This is a genomic window from Vibrio phycocola (genome assembly GCF_053850235.1).
This window is the reverse complement of the sequence record NZ_JBSQDJ010000021.1, coordinates 1-18,458: the sequence shown is the minus strand read 5'-3', so window position 1 is coordinate 18,458 and position 18,458 is coordinate 1. Positions and strand designations below refer to the sequence as shown.

At 43.1% G+C, this 18,458-nt stretch carries 11 protein-coding genes, 5 tRNA genes and 1 pseudogene; 8 read left to right on the top strand and 9 right to left on the bottom strand.

Going from position 1 to position 18,458, the window contains the following annotated elements; translation table 11 throughout:
- Positions 1 to 73 precede the first annotated feature (73 nt).
- Positions 74 to 2,116 carry an oligopeptidase A gene (gene prlC / locus ACWU4D_RS18750; protein ID WP_456052973.1) on the bottom strand — a complete coding sequence of 681 codons (2,043 nt, stop codon included), beginning with the start codon at positions 2,114 to 2,116 and terminating at the stop codon, positions 74 to 76.
- Positions 2,117 to 2,318: 202 nt separating this feature from the next.
- Here prlC and ACWU4D_RS18745 point away from each other — a divergent pair, with 202 nt between their 5' ends.
- Together ACWU4D_RS18745 and gorA are read left to right on the top strand one after the other, a co-directional pair.
- Positions 2,319 to 3,158 (top strand): 23S rRNA (adenine(2030)-N(6))-methyltransferase RlmJ, encoded by an 840-nt coding sequence (locus ACWU4D_RS18745; RefSeq protein ID WP_456052972.1) that lies wholly within the window; start codon positions 2,319 to 2,321, stop codon positions 3,156 to 3,158.
- A 49-nt stretch (positions 3,159 to 3,207) separates the two neighbouring features.
- Positions 3,208 to 4,563: a glutathione-disulfide reductase gene (gene gorA, locus ACWU4D_RS18740; protein WP_456052971.1), complete on the top strand. Its 1,356-nt coding sequence runs from the start codon at positions 3,208 to 3,210 to the stop codon at positions 4,561 to 4,563.
- A gap of 296 nt (positions 4,564 to 4,859) precedes the next feature.
- On the opposite strand, the gene ACWU4D_RS18735 is transcribed toward gorA, so the two are convergent.
- The 5 genes from ACWU4D_RS18735 to ACWU4D_RS18715 form a co-directional block, all read right to left on the bottom strand.
- Positions 4,860 to 4,936 (bottom strand) — tRNA-Pro (locus ACWU4D_RS18735).
- 18 nt (positions 4,937 to 4,954) lie between these two features.
- Positions 4,955 to 5,030: transfer RNA gene (locus tag ACWU4D_RS18730), tRNA-His, on the bottom strand.
- Positions 5,031 to 5,079: 49 nt separating this feature from the next.
- Positions 5,080 to 5,156, bottom strand: a tRNA-Pro gene (locus ACWU4D_RS18725).
- A 234-nt stretch (positions 5,157 to 5,390) separates the two neighbouring features.
- Positions 5,391 to 5,466: transfer RNA gene (locus tag ACWU4D_RS18720), tRNA-His, on the bottom strand.
- A gap of 26 nt (positions 5,467 to 5,492) precedes the next feature.
- Positions 5,493 to 5,569: transfer RNA gene (locus ACWU4D_RS18715), tRNA-Arg, on the bottom strand.
- 301 nt (positions 5,570 to 5,870) lie between these two features.
- On the opposite strand from ACWU4D_RS18715, the gene ACWU4D_RS18710 reads away from it, so the two are divergent.
- Entirely contained in the window at positions 5,871 to 6,272 is a 402-nt protein-coding gene (locus ACWU4D_RS18710) for a c-type cytochrome (protein WP_456052970.1), read from the top strand.
- Positions 6,273 to 6,348: 76 nt separating this feature from the next.
- On the opposite strand, the gene rep is transcribed toward ACWU4D_RS18710, so the two are convergent.
- Positions 6,349 to 8,364, bottom strand: a complete 2,016-nt coding sequence (gene rep, locus ACWU4D_RS18705; protein WP_456052969.1) for a DNA helicase Rep — start codon at positions 8,362 to 8,364, stop codon at positions 6,349 to 6,351.
- A gap of 229 nt (positions 8,365 to 8,593) precedes the next feature.
- Between rep and ACWU4D_RS18700 the strand changes: the two genes are divergently transcribed.
- From ACWU4D_RS18700 to ubiK, 3 genes and pseudogenes are all read left to right on the top strand, one after another.
- On the top strand, positions 8,594 to 9,739 hold the full coding sequence (locus tag ACWU4D_RS18700) for an efflux RND transporter periplasmic adaptor subunit (protein ID WP_456052968.1): 1,146 nt from the start codon (positions 8,594 to 8,596) through the stop codon (positions 9,737 to 9,739).
- Positions 9,740 to 9,750: 11 nt separating this feature from the next.
- Positions 9,751 to 12,834 (top strand): annotated as a pseudogene (locus ACWU4D_RS18695) (multidrug efflux RND transporter permease subunit); the annotation flags it as partial.
- A 146-nt stretch (positions 12,835 to 12,980) separates the two neighbouring features.
- The gene (ubiK, locus tag ACWU4D_RS18690; RefSeq protein WP_456052967.1) at positions 12,981 to 13,232 is read left to right on the top strand and encodes a ubiquinone biosynthesis accessory factor UbiK; all 252 of its coding nucleotides are present in this window, start codon (positions 12,981 to 12,983) and stop codon (positions 13,230 to 13,232) included.
- A 107-nt stretch (positions 13,233 to 13,339) separates the two neighbouring features.
- On the opposite strand, the gene ilvC is transcribed toward ubiK, so the two are convergent.
- Complete coding sequence (ilvC, locus tag ACWU4D_RS18685; protein ID WP_456052966.1) at positions 13,340 to 14,824, bottom strand: ketol-acid reductoisomerase; 1,485 nt, start codon at positions 14,822 to 14,824, stop codon at positions 13,340 to 13,342.
- 141 nt (positions 14,825 to 14,965) lie between these two features.
- On the opposite strand from ilvC, the gene ilvY reads away from it, so the two are divergent.
- Positions 14,966 to 15,865, top strand: a complete 900-nt coding sequence (gene ilvY, locus ACWU4D_RS18680) for an HTH-type transcriptional activator IlvY (RefSeq protein WP_456052965.1) — start codon at positions 14,966 to 14,968, stop codon at positions 15,863 to 15,865.
- A 265-nt stretch (positions 15,866 to 16,130) separates the two neighbouring features.
- Positions 16,131 to 17,117, top strand: a complete 987-nt coding sequence (locus ACWU4D_RS18675; protein ID WP_456052964.1) for an ABC transporter substrate-binding protein — start codon at positions 16,131 to 16,133, stop codon at positions 17,115 to 17,117.
- Positions 17,118 to 17,177: 60 nt separating this feature from the next.
- Here ACWU4D_RS18675 and ACWU4D_RS18670 read toward each other — a convergent pair whose 3' ends face one another.
- The gene (locus tag ACWU4D_RS18670) at positions 17,178 to 18,119 is read right to left on the bottom strand and encodes an isopenicillin N synthase family dioxygenase (protein WP_456052963.1); all 942 of its coding nucleotides are present in this window, start codon (positions 18,117 to 18,119) and stop codon (positions 17,178 to 17,180) included.
- Positions 18,120 to 18,458 lie beyond the last annotated feature (339 nt).

Genomic DNA, 18,458 nt, shown 5'->3' with positions numbered 1-18,458 from the left:
CTTCAACAGATTTATCCAATTAAAAAAGCCTACCGAGTAGGTAGGCTTAGCGATAACAGGTTCATTTTCTCGTTTAGGCGGCAATTCCAGCATGACGCAATAACGCATCAATACTTGGCTCACGTCCACGGAAGCGTTTAAATAACTCCATTGGCTCTTCGCTGCCACCCATTTCAAGAATGTTATTAAGGAAGCTCTGCCCTGTCTCAGTATTAAAGATGCCTTCTTCTTCAAAACGAGAGAATGCATCTGATGACAATACTTCTGCCCATAAATAGCTGTAATAACCTGCGCTATAACCACCAGCAAAGATATGACCAAAACTGTGCGAGAAGCGATTCCAATCTAACGCTGGTAATACTGCAACTTTCGATTTCACGTCCGCGAGGGTTTCCAAAACTTTAGGACCAATCTCTGGGTCATAAGTCGTGTGTAGGGTGAAGTCAAACAAGCCCAACTCTAACTGACGCAAAATAAACATCGCAGATTGGAAGTTTTTCGCAGCAAGCATTTTATCAAGCATCTCTTTTGGTAACGGTTCACCACTTTCATAGTGACCAGAGATAAATGCTAGCGCTTCTTCTTCCCAGCACCAGTTTTCTAAGAATTGGCTTGGGAGTTCAACCGCATCCCAAGGTACGCCATTAATTCCGGATACCGCACCGACACCAACTTGAGTCAGCATATGGTGGATACCGTGTCCAAACTCATGGAACATAGTGACAACTTCGTCGTGAGTGAACAGTGCCGGTTTATCACCAACAGGCTTATTAAAGTTACACGTTAAATAGGCTACTGGTGTTTGCAATTCACCTTGTGCAGTATAACGACGACCACGACAATCATCCATCCACGCACCACCGCGTTTATGTTCACGCGCATAAAGATCAAGGTAGAAGCTGCCGCGAAGCTGGTTTTCATAATCGAAAATATCGAAAAATCGTACTGAACTGTGCCAGGTGTCAACCCCTTCACGTTCTTTCACTGACATATTAAAGACGCGATTCAAGACTTCAAACAACCCACTGATCACTTTCGATTCAGGGAAGTAAGGACGCAGCTCTTCATCTGAAATTTCAAACAACTTTTGCTTTTGCTTTTCACTGTAATATCCAATGTCCCACAATTGCAGTTCGCTCACACCAAACTCTTGTTTAGCAAACGCTCTCAATTCCGCAACTTCTTTTTCACCTTGAGGCTTAGCGCGTTTCGCCAAGTCGTTAAGGAAACCCAAGACTTGATCAGGTGTTTCTGCCATCTTCGTCGCTAAAGACTTTTCACTATAACTTGTGAAACCAAGCATATGAGCCAACTCATAGCGAAGTTTTAGTAGCTCTGAAATAATATCGCTGTTATCCCATTTACCTGCATTTGGACCTCGTTCCGATGCTCGAGTTACGTATGCTTCGTACATCTCTCTACGCAACTCTTGGCTATCACAGTAGGTCATCACCGGTATATAAGACGGCATTTCTAATGTAATCAAATATCCATCAAGTTCTTTTGCTTCTGCTGTTGCTTTTGCTGCTGCGATGGAGCTTTCAGGCATACCCGCTAGTTCTGCAACATCAGTAATATGTTTACTCCAACCCATGGTCGCATCAAGCACATTATTTGAAAACGTAGAACCTAGCTCGGACATACGTTTGCTGATTTCACCGTAGCGTTTCTGTTCATCCGCCGGAAGGCCAATGCCTGATAATTCAAAATCGCGTAATTCGTTAACGATGGTTTTTTGTTGCGCTGTCGTAAGTGTTGCGAACTCGTCGCTCGCTTTCAGGGCTTTATACGCTTCAAACAACCCTTTGTGCTGACCAACCCAGGTACCGTATTCTGATAATATCGGTAAACAACTTTCGTAAGCTTCACGTAATTCTTCACTATTCACTACCGAGTTCATATGGCTCACTGGAGACCAAATTCGACTCAATAGATCATCCACCTCTTCAATCGGCGCAACAAGGTTTTCCCACGTTGGCGCAGTATTTCCTTCGAGAGTCTGTTCCGTCACTTTACGACAATTTGCAATCCCCTCTTCAATTGCAGGCTTAACATGCTCGGGTTTTATACTGCCAAATGGGGGTAAATCCGTAAAAGTAAGAAGAGGATTAGACATAGAACGTTCCTTATCGAAGAAGACAATATGTCGTCAGCAAATCGCCGACGCTTTGATAAGTAATATAGGCAGATCAACTATTTTTCAATAGTAAGGTAGATCGAAAATCAACAACGCTGCAACAAGCGCCAAGAATGGTTATAATCTCACTCCATCATAATTTCTATCTATGCGCCCATAATATCGGGCTAAAGAGCCTAAATTGCTAAGTTACCGACACAATTTTCATGCAGGAAATCACGCAGATGTCGTGAAGCACATTGTTCAAAGCCTGATCCTATCTTCGTTACAAGAAAAAGAGAAACCGTTTGTCTATCACGATACGCATTCGGGTGTTGGTCGTTATGACTTAAACCATGAGTGGTCGGAAAAAACCGGTGAATACAAGCAAGGCATCGCCCGTTTATGGCAACAAACTGAGTTACCGACGGAACTAAACAGTTACCTCAATGCCATAAAAGAGCTGAATAACAACGGTGAGTTGCGCTATTACCCGGGGTCACCTTGCATTGCTCGAGCGCATCTTAGACCGCAAGATCGCATGATATTAACCGAACTTCATCCAAGTGATTACCCGTTGCTTGAACAAGAGTTTCATCGCGATCGCCAAGTGAAGATTTATAAAGAAGATGGCTTTCAACGCCTCAAAGCAAGCTTGCCACCTAAGGAGCGCAGAGGGCTGGTTCTGATTGATCCCCCTTATGAACTCGCCAACGAATATCGTGATGTCGTAAGAGCAATTGCGGCGAGCCATAAGCGCTTTGCCAATGGAATTTACGCCATTTGGTATCCTGTGGTTAATCGCTATGATATTGATGATATGCTAGAGGGTCTGCAAGCACTGGGAATTCGTAAAATTTTACAAATCGAGCTTGGTGTTAGTCCAGATAACAATGAACGAGGAATGACGGCTTCAGGTATGATTGTAATTAATCCTCCTTGGAAGCTAGAAAGTCAGATGCAATCTCTGCTACCTTTACTAAAAGCAGCAATCGCTCCAGCAACGGGCCATTGGAAAGTTGATTGGGTTGTTCCTGAATAACAAACATAATTAAACCGTAGCTCAACCAAAGACTAAAACGGAGAAAGTAATGGCAACACATTTTGATTATATCTGTATCGGTGGCGGCAGTGGCGGTATCGCATCTGCAAACCGCGCAGCGATGCACGGTGCTAAAGTCGCACTTATCGAAGCTAAAGACCTAGGTGGCACCTGTGTAAACGTTGGTTGTGTACCGAAGAAAGTGATGTGGCATGGCGCACAAATCGCCGACGCAGTTAATCTTTATGCCGAGGATTACGGGTTTGATATTAAGGTCAATGGATTTAACTGGTCAAAGTTAGTCGAAAGCCGCCAAGCCTATATTGGTCGAATTCACGAGTCTTATGATCGCGTTCTTGGCAACAATAAAATTAATGTTATCAAAGGCTTTGCAAAGTTTGTTGATGCAAAAACAGTAGAAGTAAATGGTGAACTATACACGGCTGATCACATTCTGATTGCTGTTGGCGGTCGTCCTTCGATTCCAAACGTGCCTGGTGCAGAATACGGTATCGACTCAAACGGCTTCTTTGATTTAGAAGAGCAACCTAAGCGCGTTGCTGTCGTTGGTGCAGGTTATATTGCGGTAGAAATCGCAGGCGTATTGAATGCTCTTGGCACTGAGACCCATTTATTCGTTCGTAAAGAGTCACCACTGCGCAGTTTCGATCCTATGATTATCGACACTTTAACGGAAGTTATGACCGCCGAAGGCCCTGCGCTGCACAACCATTCGACGCCAAAAGAAATTGTGAAAGAATCTGATGGTAGCCTAACTCTGCACCTTGAGAATGGTGAGAGCTACAACGTCGATACCTTAATCTGGGCAATTGGTCGTGAGCCAGCAACCGATGCCATTAACCTCAGTGTCACCGGCGTTGAACTCAATAGCCGTGGCTACATTAAAGTCGATGAATATCAAGCCACTAACGTTGAAGGCATCTACTGTGTTGGCGATATCATGGAAGGTGGTATCGAACTCACTCCTGTTGCTGTTAAAGCCGGTCGACAATTGTCTGAGCGTCTATTCAACAATAAGCCCGATGCAAAAATGGATTACGACTTAGTACCAACCGTGGTATTCAGCCACCCACCAATTGGCACAATGGGCTTAACCGAGCAACAAGCAATTGATCAATATGGCGCTGATAACGTCAAAGTGTATAGCTCAGGCTTTACCGCAATGTACACCGCGGTTACCTCTCACCGCCAAGCATGCAAAATGAAGCTTGTTTGTGCCGGAGAAGATGAAAAAGTCGTTGGTATACATGGAATCGGCTACACCGTCGATGAAATGCTTCAAGGCTTTAGCGTTGCCATTAAGATGGGCGCGACCAAAGCTGACTTCGATGCCGTTGTTGCAATTCACCCAACAGGCTCTGAAGAGTTTGTTACGATGCGCTAGGCATTTGAATCATAATAAAAAAGACCGCTTATACTGCGGTCTTTTTTATTTCTGCCCACCTAACCATCTACCAAGCGGTGCTATTCACGATCGCAAGGAAAGAAAAAAAGCCTCAGCATTTCTACTGAGGCTTTTCTAAAGGTGGTCGGTGAAGAGCTGAACTTGAAAGAGCCGAACCCCCGCCCCTCTGGTCCCGCTTTCTATTTAAAAGCATGAGATGCGCTACCAAACTGCGCTATTCACGATCGCAAGGAAAGAAAAAAGCCTCAGCATTTCTACTGAGGCTTTTCTAAAGGTGGTCGGTGAAGAGGGATTCGAACCCCCGACCCTCTGGTCCCAAACCAGATGCGCTACCAAGCTGCGCTATTCACCGATAATCTTCAATAATAAATGGGGTGGCTAACGAGACTTGAACTCGCGACAACCGGAATCACAATCCGGGGCTCTACCAACTGAGCTATAGCCACCACTAATCTTTGTATTTCCTCGTACATCTTGTACCAAGAAATAAATAAGTGGTCGGTGAAGAGGGATTCGAACCCCCGACCCTCTGGTCCCAAACCAGATGCGCTACCAAGCTGCGCTATTCACCGATAATTCTTGCTAGGTATTTTGCGTTTGCAGAGGGTCGGCCTCTGGTCCCGCTTATCTCAAAACACGTGATGCGCTACCAAGCTGCGCTATTCACTGAGATGTTGCTAGGTATTTTGTGTACGCCACCAAGCAGCGTATGAAACTTTTGCCGACTAAGAAAGATGACTGATTAACGAAAGAGGATTTACCTAATCGTTTAACAGGTGACAATCTATAGTGAAGCGAGCAAGAAATGGGGTGGCTAACGAGACTTGAACTCGCGACAACCGGAATCACAATCCGGGGCTCTACCAACTGAGCTATAGCCACCACTGTTTTTTCTAACTTCTCCGAAATGGCACGCCCGAAAGGATTCGAACCTTCGACCTTTGGCTCCGGAGGCCAACGCTCTATCCAGCTGAGCTACGGGCGCTTCATGCCCTATCGGCGAGGACGAATGATACGGATATCACTATTTGCCGTCTAGTACTTTTTCAAGTTTTTTTATTATTTGGTGCCTTTTTCAACAGATAATAATTAAAATTCCCATACAAGTGATGTGACTAATGCCAAGAAGATGTGATGTTACTGTTTCTAGGAGAAGAAAGTCAGGATATAATCACTTTATATTCACATTGATTTAACAGTTTTTATAACCTTAACTCAATGCAAACTACAATAATAATTTTGACCTATTGCCCGGTCCCAACTGAAAGTAAAGTGAGTTAAATCGTATGATTCGAAGATTTCTGAGCATTTTAATCGTAGCGCTTAGCTTCTCAAGCGTAACTATTGCCGCTACTCAAGCTGATTATGATGCAATCGCAGAGCGAATTAAGCCCGTAGGGGATGTCTACCTTGCTGGAGCAACACCTGCCGTTGCTGAACCTACAGGTCCTCGTGATGGTCCAACAGTATACAACACATTTTGTACTGCTTGTCATAGTACTGGTGCGAGCGGCGCTCCAATTAAAGGCGATGCCGCAGCTTGGGCTCCTCGTATTGCTCAAGGAAGAGATGTACTAATGGATCATGCAATCAATGGCTTCAACGTAATGCCTGCTAAAGGGACGTGTATGGACTGTAGCAATGACGAAATTTCAGATGCTATCGACCATATGCTCGAAGGGCTCTAATACTAACGAGCTCTAACTCAACAGTTCTTATAAAAACCAAGTCTGGCTTTAAACGTCAACTTGGTTTTTTTACGCCTTATTTTTTGAACATCGCTCTTAAGTTCGCAATGTGGGTTTGTCCCTTTTCCATTCGTTCTTCTTGAGTGAGCACTTTCTTCTTTATTTCCCATTCAACATCATCAAAAGGCAGTTCTTCAAGGAAGCGACTTTGCTGGGGTTTAATAAGCTCCCCAAATTGGCGGCGCTCTTTACACATACTAAAGGTCAATTCACGCTGAGCTCTGGTAATACCGACATACATCAAGCGTCGCTCTTCCTCGACATTGTCTTCATCAATACTGGTTTGATGCGGTAAAATACCCTCTTCAGCTCCGACTAAATAGACATAAGGGAACTCCAGTCCTTTTGATGCATGAAGCGTCATCAACTGTACTGCGTCACTATCATCATTCTCTTCTCCCCGTTCCATCATGTCGCGCAATGTCAAACGCTGTACCACTTCTTTTAGCGTTTTCTCTTCTTGATCATAATTGTCCCCTTCAAGATCAGCGACAATCCATGAATAAAGATCCGAGACATTTTTCATTCTCATCTCTGCTGCTTTCGGGCTAGAAGAGGTTTCATATAACCAATCTTCGTAGTGAATATCTCGCACCAGAGAGCGAACGGCTTCTATTGTGTCTCCTCGCTCTGCATTATCACCCAAAGCCACCAGCCATTGAGTAAAGCGACGCAGGTTTTCAAGCCCTCGCCCTGTTAGAGTCTGTTCCAATCCCATCTCAAAACTGGCATCAAACAAACTCTTTCCTCGCATATTGGCGTAGTTGCCTAACTTCTCTAATGTCACTGGACCAATTTCTCGGCGGGGAGTATTCACTATCCGTAAAAATGCATTGTCGTCATCTGGGTTCACCAGAACTCTGAGATAAGCCATGATGTCTTTGATCTCAGCACGAGCAAAAAATGACGTACCGCCTGATAATCGATATGGCACTCTGTTGAGCATCAAGTACTTTTCAATTAAACGAGATTGATGGTTACCACGATAAAGAATCGCATAATCACTGTAGTTGGTTCGATTAAGGAACTTATGAGCGATAATTTCACCAGAGATCCGCTCGGCTTCATGCTCTTCATTATTCGCGTTGATGACTTTGAGCTTTTCGCCATCAGGGAGTTCCGAAAAAAGCACCTTGTCATATACATGAGGATTGTTCGCAATCAAGATGTTAGCTGCGCGCAAAATTCGACTAGTTGAACGATAATTTTGCTCAAGCTTAATTAACTTGAGGTTAGGAAAGTCTTCTCCTAGCAGGACTAAGTTCTGAGGTTTGGCACCACGCCATGAATAGATTGACTGATCATCATCGCCTACCACTGTTAAACGCGCTCGCTCTCCGACTAATAACCGAATCAGTTCGTATTGGCTGGTATTTGTGTCTTGGTATTCATCCACCAACAGGTAACGAATTTTATTTTGCCAGCGTTCTCGCACTTCTTGGTTTTCCTTTAACAGACGAACCGGCATCTGAATCAAATCGTCAAAGTCGAGGGCGTTGTACGCTTTCATTTGGTTTTGGTACATCTCATAACAAAAGGCGAATAGCTGTTCTTGCTCACTTTTGGCCATATCCTTGGCTTTTTGTGGCGAGACCATATCGTTCTTCAAATTAGAAATCGTACTAAGTAACAGACGCAATAAGTCTTTATCGCCATCAAGCTGCTTTTCCGTTAGTTCTTTTAAAAGCGCCATCTGATCTTGATCGTCAAACAACGAAAAACCCACTTTTAAACCAAGCTGTTTGTATTCACGACGGATAATATTCAAGCCCATGGTATGAAAGGTCGAGACCATCAAACCTCTGGATTCTTTTTTGCCGAGAGTCTGAGCCGCACGCTCTTTCATTTCCCGAGCAGCTTTATTGGTAAACGTCACAGCAACGATATTGCGTGGCTTGTAACCGCATTCTTGAACTAAGTAAGCAATTTTATTAGTGATAACCCTAGTCTTACCTGATCCTGCCCCCGCAAGAACCAAACATGGACCAGAAACATATTTAACGGCTTCATTTTGACTAGGATTAAGCTTCATAATATTTCTTTGCATACCTTACTTATCAATAGCGCTAATGATAATCGCCACGACTATTTATTACCATGATCAATCCGCCCAGAGAGTTTGATTAAATTTTATTGCACAGATGTATTGCAAATAAAGTACACTTAACCGCATAATGTTGCATCAAAGTACTAACATGCTGAATGTAAGGTCATCGACACAGTAAGGCCCTACGACACAACTTTTTGGAGTTCAATTGAAAATGAAAAAGTGGACCTTTTTTATGTTGCTTATTGCGCTGGTACTTTTCGGAGGCGTAATTGGTTTCAATTTATTTATAAAAAATGTAATTAATGAAGCCATTGCCAATTCCCCAGAGGCTTCGAATCCTATAACTATTGAGGAAATCGACGTTAAAGCTTGGACCCCAACCATTGAAGCGGTAGGTTTTATTGAGCCAGCTCAAGGCGTCACACTAACCAACCAAACAGCTGGTATTATCGATTCAATTCAGTTTGAATCCGGCCAAACGGTTAAAGCGGGTAAGACGTTAGTGATACTTGACTCAGACGTTGAAAAGGCCAATTTAAAAAGTGTTCAGGCTCGCCTTCCTGCAACCAAAGCAAAATTTGAGCGCTATAAAGGTCTATACCAAAAAGGTTCGTTATCTCAAGAGGCATACGATGATGCTCAAGCCGCCTATTTCTCTCTGGTTGCAGATTTAGAAAGCTTAAAAGCCTCGATCTCAAAACGAACGATTCAAGCTCCCTTTAGTGGTATTGTTGGTCTAAGAAATATCTATTTAGGTCAGTACCTTCAAGCAGCAACAGAAATTGTACAGCTTGAAGATATCTCTCGGATGCGTTTTCACTTCTCAATTCCTCAAACGGAAATATCTCGTATTGTTCCCGATCAAGTCGTGGATATTTCTGTCGACTCTTATCCAGATCTAATCTTTACCGGCTCTATCACCGCGATTGAACCAGCAGTCAACCCGCTAAGTGGTTTAATTCAGGTGGAAACCGACATTCCGAACAGTGATGGCAAACTGCGCAGTGGCATGTTTGCCCGTGCCAGTATTCGTTTACCAGCACTAGAAAACCAAATTGTTATCCCACAAACCGCCATTACTTACACGCTGTATGGTGACAGTGTTTATGTTGTCGTAAATCAACCAGACATTAACGCTGAGCCTGCTGAAGATGGAGAGCAGCCCACAGTTCAACGTGTAGAGCAACGCGTTGTTGAAGTCGGCGAGCGCCGTGGAAGCATCGCACACATTATCTCGGGTTTAAAGGGTGATGAAACTATCGTTACATCAGGCCAAGTTCGCTTGAGTAATGGGGCAAAAGTGCATGTGGTTGAAAGCGATGCGGTGACTCCGCGTGCTGAAATCCCAATGCTGTAACTGGAGGCCATATGCGCTTTACTGATATTTTTATTCGCCGCCCGGTTCTCGCTGTTTCGATTAGCTTATTGATTCTATTGCTGGGCGCTCAAGCTATCTTTAAGCTTCAGGTACGCGAATACCCAGATATGGTCAACACTGAAGTAACCGTTACGACAAGTTACTATGGCGCCAGCGCCGATTTAGTTCAGGGCTTTATTACCCAACCCTTGGAGCAAGCCATCGCTCAAGCAGACAATATTGACTACATGACCTCGGAGTCTTCACTCGGACGTTCAACCATTACGGTAAAAATGAAGCTCAATACTGACCCTAATGCAGCGCTGGCTGACATTTTGGCGAAATCCAACTCTGTACGCTCATTATTGCCAAAAGAGTCGGATGATCCCACAGTAAGCTTGTCGACAGGCTCATCAACCGCGGTTATGTATTTAGGCTTTACCAGTGACTCCCTTAATTCTAGCCAAATTACCGACTACTTAAATCGTGTTGTTAATCCTCAACTCTTTACCGTTTCTGGAGTATCCAAAGTCGATCTTTATGGTGGTACTCAATACGCTCTTCGCGTTTGGCTCGACCCTCAGAAAATGGGGTTACTCAACTTAACCGCCACCGATGTCATGAGCGTACTTGAAGCCAATAACTATCAATCAGCATCAGGGCAAGCCACGGGGGAGTTTGTTCTATACAATGGCGATGTTAAAACCCAAGTCTCCTCTACTGAAGAGCTTGAGAAGCTGGTCATAAAAGCAAGCGACGGAAAGCTCATCCACTTAAAAGACATTGCTAAAATCACCCTCTCGAAAAGTCATGACTTTTTCCGAGCCACAGCTAATGGCAAAGAAGCGATTGTCGCAGCGATTAACGCAACACCGAGTGCCAATGCCATTACATTAGCCAAAGACATTCGTCAGCTATTACCTCGCATTGAAAAAAACATTCCGAGTACGATACAGATGGAGCTGTTGTATGATTCAACCATTGCGATTAACGAATCGATCAATGAAGTCATCAAAACCATCGCAGAAGCGGGATTAATCGTACTCATAGTTATCACCCTGTTTTTAGGTTCGTTTAGAGCGGTATTAATTCCAGTTATCACCATTCCACTCTCTCTTATTGGAGTTGTGATGGTTATGCAACTGTTTGGATTCTCGTGGAACCTAATGACGTTACTTGCCATGGTTTTAGCCATCGGCCTCGTTGTTGATGATGCAATTGTGGTATTAGAAAATGTTGACCGCCACGTGAAGTTAGGAGAAACACCATTTCGAGCTGCGATAATCGGAACTCGTGAAATTGCTCTCCCCGTCATTGCCATGACGATAACTCTTGCAGCGGTCTATGCACCTATTGCAATGACAGCAGGAGTTACTGGGGCGCTATTCAAAGAGTTTGCATTGACTCTAGCTGGCGCGGTATTTGTTTCGGGTATCATCGCACTGACCTTATCGCCAATGATGTGCTCAAAGATGCTCAAGGAACAAGACCAACCTTCTCGATTTGAACAAGCCGTTCATCGATTCCTTGATCGCTTAACCGTTCGCTATATGCGTATGCTAAAAGCTATCATGCTCCGCCGTCCAGTGGTGTTAGGGTTTGCTTTTATCGCATTTGCAACTCTACCAATCCTCTTCAAAATGATCCCTTCGGAACTCGCTCCTGCGGAAGATAAAGGCTTCTTCATGATGATTGGTAATGGGCCTTCAAACGCAAACTTAGATTATTTACAAAACACCATGTCTGAGGTTAACACCAAGTTAACCGACCAATCAGAAATCGATTTAGGTTTAATGTTTACAGGCATACCGAAATCAAACCAAGCTTTGGGTATTTCTGTCATGGTGCCATGGAGCCAACGAGAAGCAAGTCAGGCCGAGGTGACAAAGAATGTTCAAGGGATTCTCAACGATATTCCAGGAATGAGTATTTCTGCGTTCGAAATGCCAGAGCTTCCCGGGGCAGGTTCTGGCTTACCCATTCAGATGGTGTTTACCACAGCAGACAGCTTCGAGAATTTATTTACGTTAACAAGTGATATTCTCACTCAAATCCAAAATAGCCCACTGTTCGTCTATTCGACCCTAGACCTCAATTTTGACTCTGCGACTATGAGAATTGAAATTGATAAAGAAAAAACCGCTGCGTATGGCGTAACCATGAAGGATATTGGTATCACGTTGGGCACAATGATGGCGGATGGTAGTGTCAACCGTGTCGATCTCGGTGGACGATCCTATGAAGTTATTCCGCAAGTAGAACGTAAATATCGCCTCAATCCGGAGTCAATGAATCAATACTATGTTCGTTCTGTAAATGGCCAATCGATTCCACTAGGCAGCCTAATTAAAGTAAATGTAGAAGCGCAGCCTCGTGCACTGTCTCACTTCAACCAATTAAATTCAGCGACTATTGGCGCAGTTCAGTCGCCTACAGTCGCACTGAGTGATGCGATCAATTATCTTGACGCACTGGCTATTGATAAATTACCTATTGGTTATAGTTATGATTACTTAGGTTCCTCGCGCCAATATGTGACTGAAGGCAGTTCATTATTTACAACATTCGGCTTAGCCCTCGCGATTATTTTCTTAGTATTGGCGATTCAATTTGAATCAATGAGAGATCCTTTGGTCATTATGGTATCTGTACCTCTCGCAATTTCAGGGGCGTTAATCACATTGGCTTGGCTCAAACTCTTCGGACAAGTAACACAACTACCAATAATCGGTGCCACCATGAATATCTATTCGCAGGTTGGGCTTATCACGTTAATCGGATTAATAACCAAGCATGGTATTTTAATCTGTGAAGTGGCAAAAGAGGCACAATTACACCAAGCAATGAACCGTATTGATGCCGTGATGGAAGCCACGCGCGTGCGTCTGCGCCCGATTCTGATGACAACCGCAGCAATGATTGCGGGGTTAATTCCTTTGATATTTGCTAGTGGAGCAGGTGCTGGACAACGTTTTAGTATCGGGGTGGTCATCGTATCGGGATTAGCTATTGGTACAATCTTCACTTTGTTTATCCTGCCAGTGATTTATAGTTATCTCGCAGAAAAACACAAGGCAATTCCTGTATTTGAAGAAATGGATCGAAGTCATTAAATTCAATGCAGAGTCCTAGTAAAGAATAAGGTAAAGGTCACTTAGGTGGCCTTTTTTATTCGTTTAGTAACGACTTTTATCGACGAATTGCATAGAATGTTAGCAATTGAATAGGAGTTTATCAGTGTATGTTTGATCCAAAAAAAATAGAGCAAGTAGCAAAACAAATTCATGAGTCAATGCCACAGCCAGTCAAGGACCTAGGGACAGATGTTGAACAGAAAGTCCGTCAAGTTATTCAAGGGCAGCTAAACAAGCTTGATGTCGTCAGTCGTGAAGAATTCGATGTGCAAACTCAAGTACTACTGCGTACTCGTGAGAAGCTAACGCTTATGGAGCAAAAGCTTTCTGAGTTAGAAGAAAAATTAGCAGAGAAGTAATTTTCTCAATGCTGCAATACGATACGTATGAATAAAATCTAGCGTAAACGACAGACACAAAAAAGGCTTGGAATATCCAAGCCTTTTCTATTTAACGTCGAAGTTGATTAGTCACCAACAGCGATACGTTTCATGTCTTGCATGTAGCCACGTAGCTCTTCACCAATGTATTCAACAGGGTGGTTACGGATAACTTCGTTGATTTGGATTAGCTGAGCGTTGTCAACTTGGTTAGACTCTTCGTTCAAACCTTTACCAATCACATCAGTATTTACGTTTGGCATGAATTTCTCACGCAATAACGGTGTTGCAACATTTGCAAATAAGTAGTTACCGTACTCTGCAGTGTCAGAGATAACTACGTTCATTTCGTATAAACGCTTACGTGCAACAGTATTTGCGATTAGTGGAAGCTCATGTAGAGATTCGTAGTATGCAGACTCATCGATAATACCTGAAGTTGTCATCGCTTCGAATGCAAGTTCAACCCCAGCGCGAACCATAGCAACCATTAGAATACCGTTATCGAAGTACTCTTGCTCAGCGATTTTCACGTCTGATTCAGGGTAGTTTTCAAATGCAGTTTCACCGGTTTCTTTGCGCCAGCCTAGAAGGTTCACATCATCGTTAGCCCAGTCAGCCATCATAGTGCTAGAGAATTCACCAACAATGATGTCATCCATGTGCTTGTTATAAAGTGGACGCATAAGGTCTTTCAGCTCTTCAGAAAGCTCAAATGCTTTTACTTTTGCTGGGTTAGTTAGACGATCCATCATGTGAGTAATGCCGCCAAACTTCAATGCTTCAGTAATCGTTTCCCAACCGAATTGAAGAAGCTTACCTGCGTAACCAGCATCGATTCCGTCAGCAATCATTTTCTCGTAACATACGATTGAACCAGCTTGCAACATACCGCATAGGATAGTTTGCTCACCCATTAGGTCAGATTTAACTTCAGCAACGAAAGAAGACTCTAGACAGCCAGCACGGTGACCACCAGTTGCTGCAGCCCAAGCTTTAGCGATATCCCAACCTTCTGCTTTAGGGTCATTTTCTGGGTGAACAGCGATCAGTGTTGGAACACCAAAACCACGCTTGTATTCTTCACGTACTTCAGTACCAGGACACTTAGGCGCAACCATAACAACAGTGATGTCTTTACGGATTTGCATGCCTTCTTCAACAATGTTGAAACCATGAGAGTAACCAAGTGCTGCGCCATCTTTCATTAGAGGCATTACCGTTTCAACAACATTGGTGTGCTGTTTGTCAGGAGTAAGGTTTACCACTAGATCCGCTTGTGGGATAAGGTTTTCATAGCTATCTACAACAAAACCGTTATCTTTCGCGTTTTTGAACGATTGACGTTGCTCGTCGATAGCAGCTTGGCGTAAAGCGTATGATACGTCTAAGCCAGAATCGCGCATGTTAAGACCTTGGTTAAGACCTTGAGCACCACAACCAACGATGACAACCTTTTTGCCTTTTAGGTAGTCTGCTTCGGTTGCGAATTCAGCACGGTCCATAAAACGACAACGACCAAGTTGATCTAACTGCTCACGCAGATTTAGGGTATTGAAATAGTTAGCCATGAGGCACTCCTTTGAATTTAGCTTTCACATTTCGATGGTATTACATCGAGTGGGCACATACTAAAGCAGACATTCCATTGCGGAAAGTGATATATTCACAATCAAGTATTGCGTTTTTTGCAACATGAGATCTGGGTCACGATGAATATAAAATCACTGCAAATTTTCATACATTTATGTGAGAGCAAGAACTTTAGTAAAACGGCTAGTGCGATGCATATGAGCCCTTCAGCCTTGACTCGGCAAATTCAGAAACTTGAAGAAGAAATTGCGCACCCTCTCTTTAGTCGCGACAACCGACGCGTTGAATTAACTCCATCAGGAAAACAATTAATCCCAGTCGCTCAACGTATTATCCACGAATGGCACCAATATCAAGTCGCCTTGCAAGAACAAAGCAGTAATCTTCAAGGAGAAATTCGTCTGTTTTGCTCAGTGACTGCAAGTTACAGTCACCTTCCAGAGCTCTTATCGGAATTTCGTGCTCATCACCCATTCATTGAATTTAAACTACTTACCGGTGATCCTGCGCAAGCGATTGATAAAGTTCTAAGTGATGAAGCTGACCTCTCTATTTCAGCGCTTCCAGACAACCTCCCTTCAAGAATTGCGTTTGAATCCATTAGTGAAATCCCATTGTCAGTCATTGCACCGGTTGGGATGAGTGCTTTTGCTGATGCATTAAACCAAGATCAGCCCCAGTGGAGTGATATCCCTTTTGTGGTTCCCGAAGCAGGAACCGCTAGAGACAGAGCAAATGCTTGGTTTAAGCAAATGAAAATAAAGCCCAATATTTACGCTCAAATCGCGGGGCATGAAGCTATCGTTAGTATGGTTGCGCTAGGTTATGGTGTCGGTATTGCGCCCGATGTGGTCATCAACAACAGCCCGGTTCGAGATAAAATTCAACGTCTAAGTGAAAGTGATGTGATTAAACCTTTCCAATTGGGTGTCTGTTGCAAACGGTCTAAACTCCTAGACGAACCACTGCTTAGTGCGCTTTGGAAAGTGATTACTGCAAAGCACAACATCATCACTTAAGCGATACGATAAAAAACCATTGGTCATGTGGGTAAACATAGTACTTTGAGCAATCTTATACTTGTTAGTGATCGTTAAAATCAATCAATGTGCTTAATTGATAAAGTTATAAAAACCCACCTTGTTAATAACTAATTATCATTTAGAGCTGATATGCGTTAGAATGGTGTGTTTTTTATACACCCTTGTTAGAAAAAATATAGCCCTATATGACGGCATTAATTCAACAAGAACTCACATTTCACTTATAACAAAAGGACAAGTTATGAAATGGACGCTTATAATAAGCACCGCTTTACTAACAAGCATTAACGCACAAGCTAACGAGTGTGGAAAAGTCACGATTGCCGATATGAACTGGAACTCAGCCAGTTTGATCGCCAATATTGACAGATTCATTCTTGAAAAAGGTTATGGCTGTGACGCAGAACTGGTGCTTGGCGACAACGTACCAACCGCAACGTCAATGGTAGAAAAAGGCGAACCGGATATTGCTCCAGAAGTTTGGACAAACTCAATTAAAGATACCGTCGATGCTGGTGTTGCGGAAGGTAAAATTAAGTTAGTTGGTAATACTCTGCTTGATGGAGGCCAAGAAGGCTTTTGGGTACCCGGAACTCTAGTAGAAAAGTACCCAGAACTCAAAACCATCGAAGGGATTAAACAACACCCAGAGCTTTTCCCGCACCCAGAAAAAGACGATGTGGGCGCTTTTTATAGCTGTCCAGCTGGCTGGCAATGTCAAACAACCAACCAAAATTTATTCGATGTTCTTGGTTTAGAAGAGGCTGGGTTTGAATTAATCGATCCAGGTTCAAGTGCTGGGCTATCTGGCGCTCTAGCTAAGTCTCTAGAGCGTGGAGAAGGGTGGTTTGGTTACTACTGGGCACCAACGCCTATCCTTGGGAAATACAACTTAGTCAATGTCGATTTTGGTCATGGTGTAGATGAGGATGCTTATTTGAACTGCATGACAAAAGAAGACTGTACAGAGCTAACACCAACGATGTATCCACCATCACCAGCGTATGCAATTACAACTGACACATTCGCAAAAGAGAATCCAGCTATAACGGAATATCTCTCAAAGCGTGGCTTCAGAAATGAAGCTCTAAATGAACTGTTAGCTTGGATGGAAGATGAGCAAGCAAATGGGGAAGATACAATGTATTACTTCCTACAAAATTACCCACAAACCTGGAAGCAGTGGGTTCCTAAAGACGTTGCTGAGAAAGTCTCTAGTAATCTATAAAATATCATCCTAAATATAATGTACGAAGGGTAACTTGTTATAAGTTACCCTTTTTTACGACTACTCTTCTCGATAAGAATAAGTATCGGAGAATCGAGAAAGAATCCACTCACCAGCGGTTGTATCTTCAAATAACTTTTCCCCTTTTTCCTCAACGCATGCGCTTAATACTTTAACTGGTGTATCAAAGTCTGGTTCAACAAAAAAAGGCATTGAAAAGCGCTCACGTCCCGAAGTAGGGCTCGTAACTCGATGAGGTGTCGATTGGTAAAGCCCGTTAGTCCAACGTTGCATTAAGTCGCCAATATTAACAACCAAGCTCCCTTCAACTGGTATAGCATCAATCCAATCCCCGCTTACGCTCTGAACTTGCAGCCCACCGCTATTATCTTGATAAAGTAAAGTAATGCAGCCGTAGTCGGTATGTGCTCCCGCACCATTGGTATGGTCGGTTTGCACGGGATATTGAATTAACCTTAAAACTGAAATGGGATATTGGAAATGATCAACAAAAAAGTCTTCACGCTCCCCTAAAGCTAGCGCCATTACTTTTAATAACTTGAGACCAACATCCAAACTCATTTGATAGTGATGATTAACCGTTTGGATAAAAGATGGTGACTCTGGATATTGATTAGGGCCGTACAATGCTTTACACCGTTGAACTTGAGGATGTGATAGAGGTAAATCCAACGCCATATCAAAGGTTTCTTTGCAATCCTGTGGACCACTGGAGTCAAGTTGCTCTGCATTCAACGCTCCCCACCCTCGGTGGTTTTCGCTATTTTCAATCGAAATTTTCTTTTTTTCTGCAATAGGTAATGAAAAGAAATCGCTCGCGGTAGCTTTCATATGCTCAAATTGAGTATTTGGTATTCCATGTCCGATTACATAGAAAAAGCCAAGCTCTCTACAAGCCTTATCAATTTGTGCAATAACAGGTGCCCAATCTTCTTTGTGATCAGAGTTAAGCGGAGAGATATCTATGATTGGTAATTGCATTTTCCATCCTTTAAATTTCATCATTAAGGAGATCTAGCAAAAAACTCACCAAGTAATTCTAAATATCCATAAGAAACTCATCAAAATATCTCATGGAAGATAAACAAGTAAAACACAATAAAAACAAACAATTAATGATCTTATTACAATATTTATCAGAGCGAAGAAGAAAAACTAATGAAGTGGCTCGCACCAAAACACAGCAATGAATGCTAATTTGAAAACGTAAAAAAGCCCTAGTCTTTCGACTAGGGCTTCAATAGTGGCGGAGAGATAGGGATTTGAACCCTAGGAGGGTCGCCCCTCGCCTGATTTCAAGTCAGGTGCTTTCGGCCACTC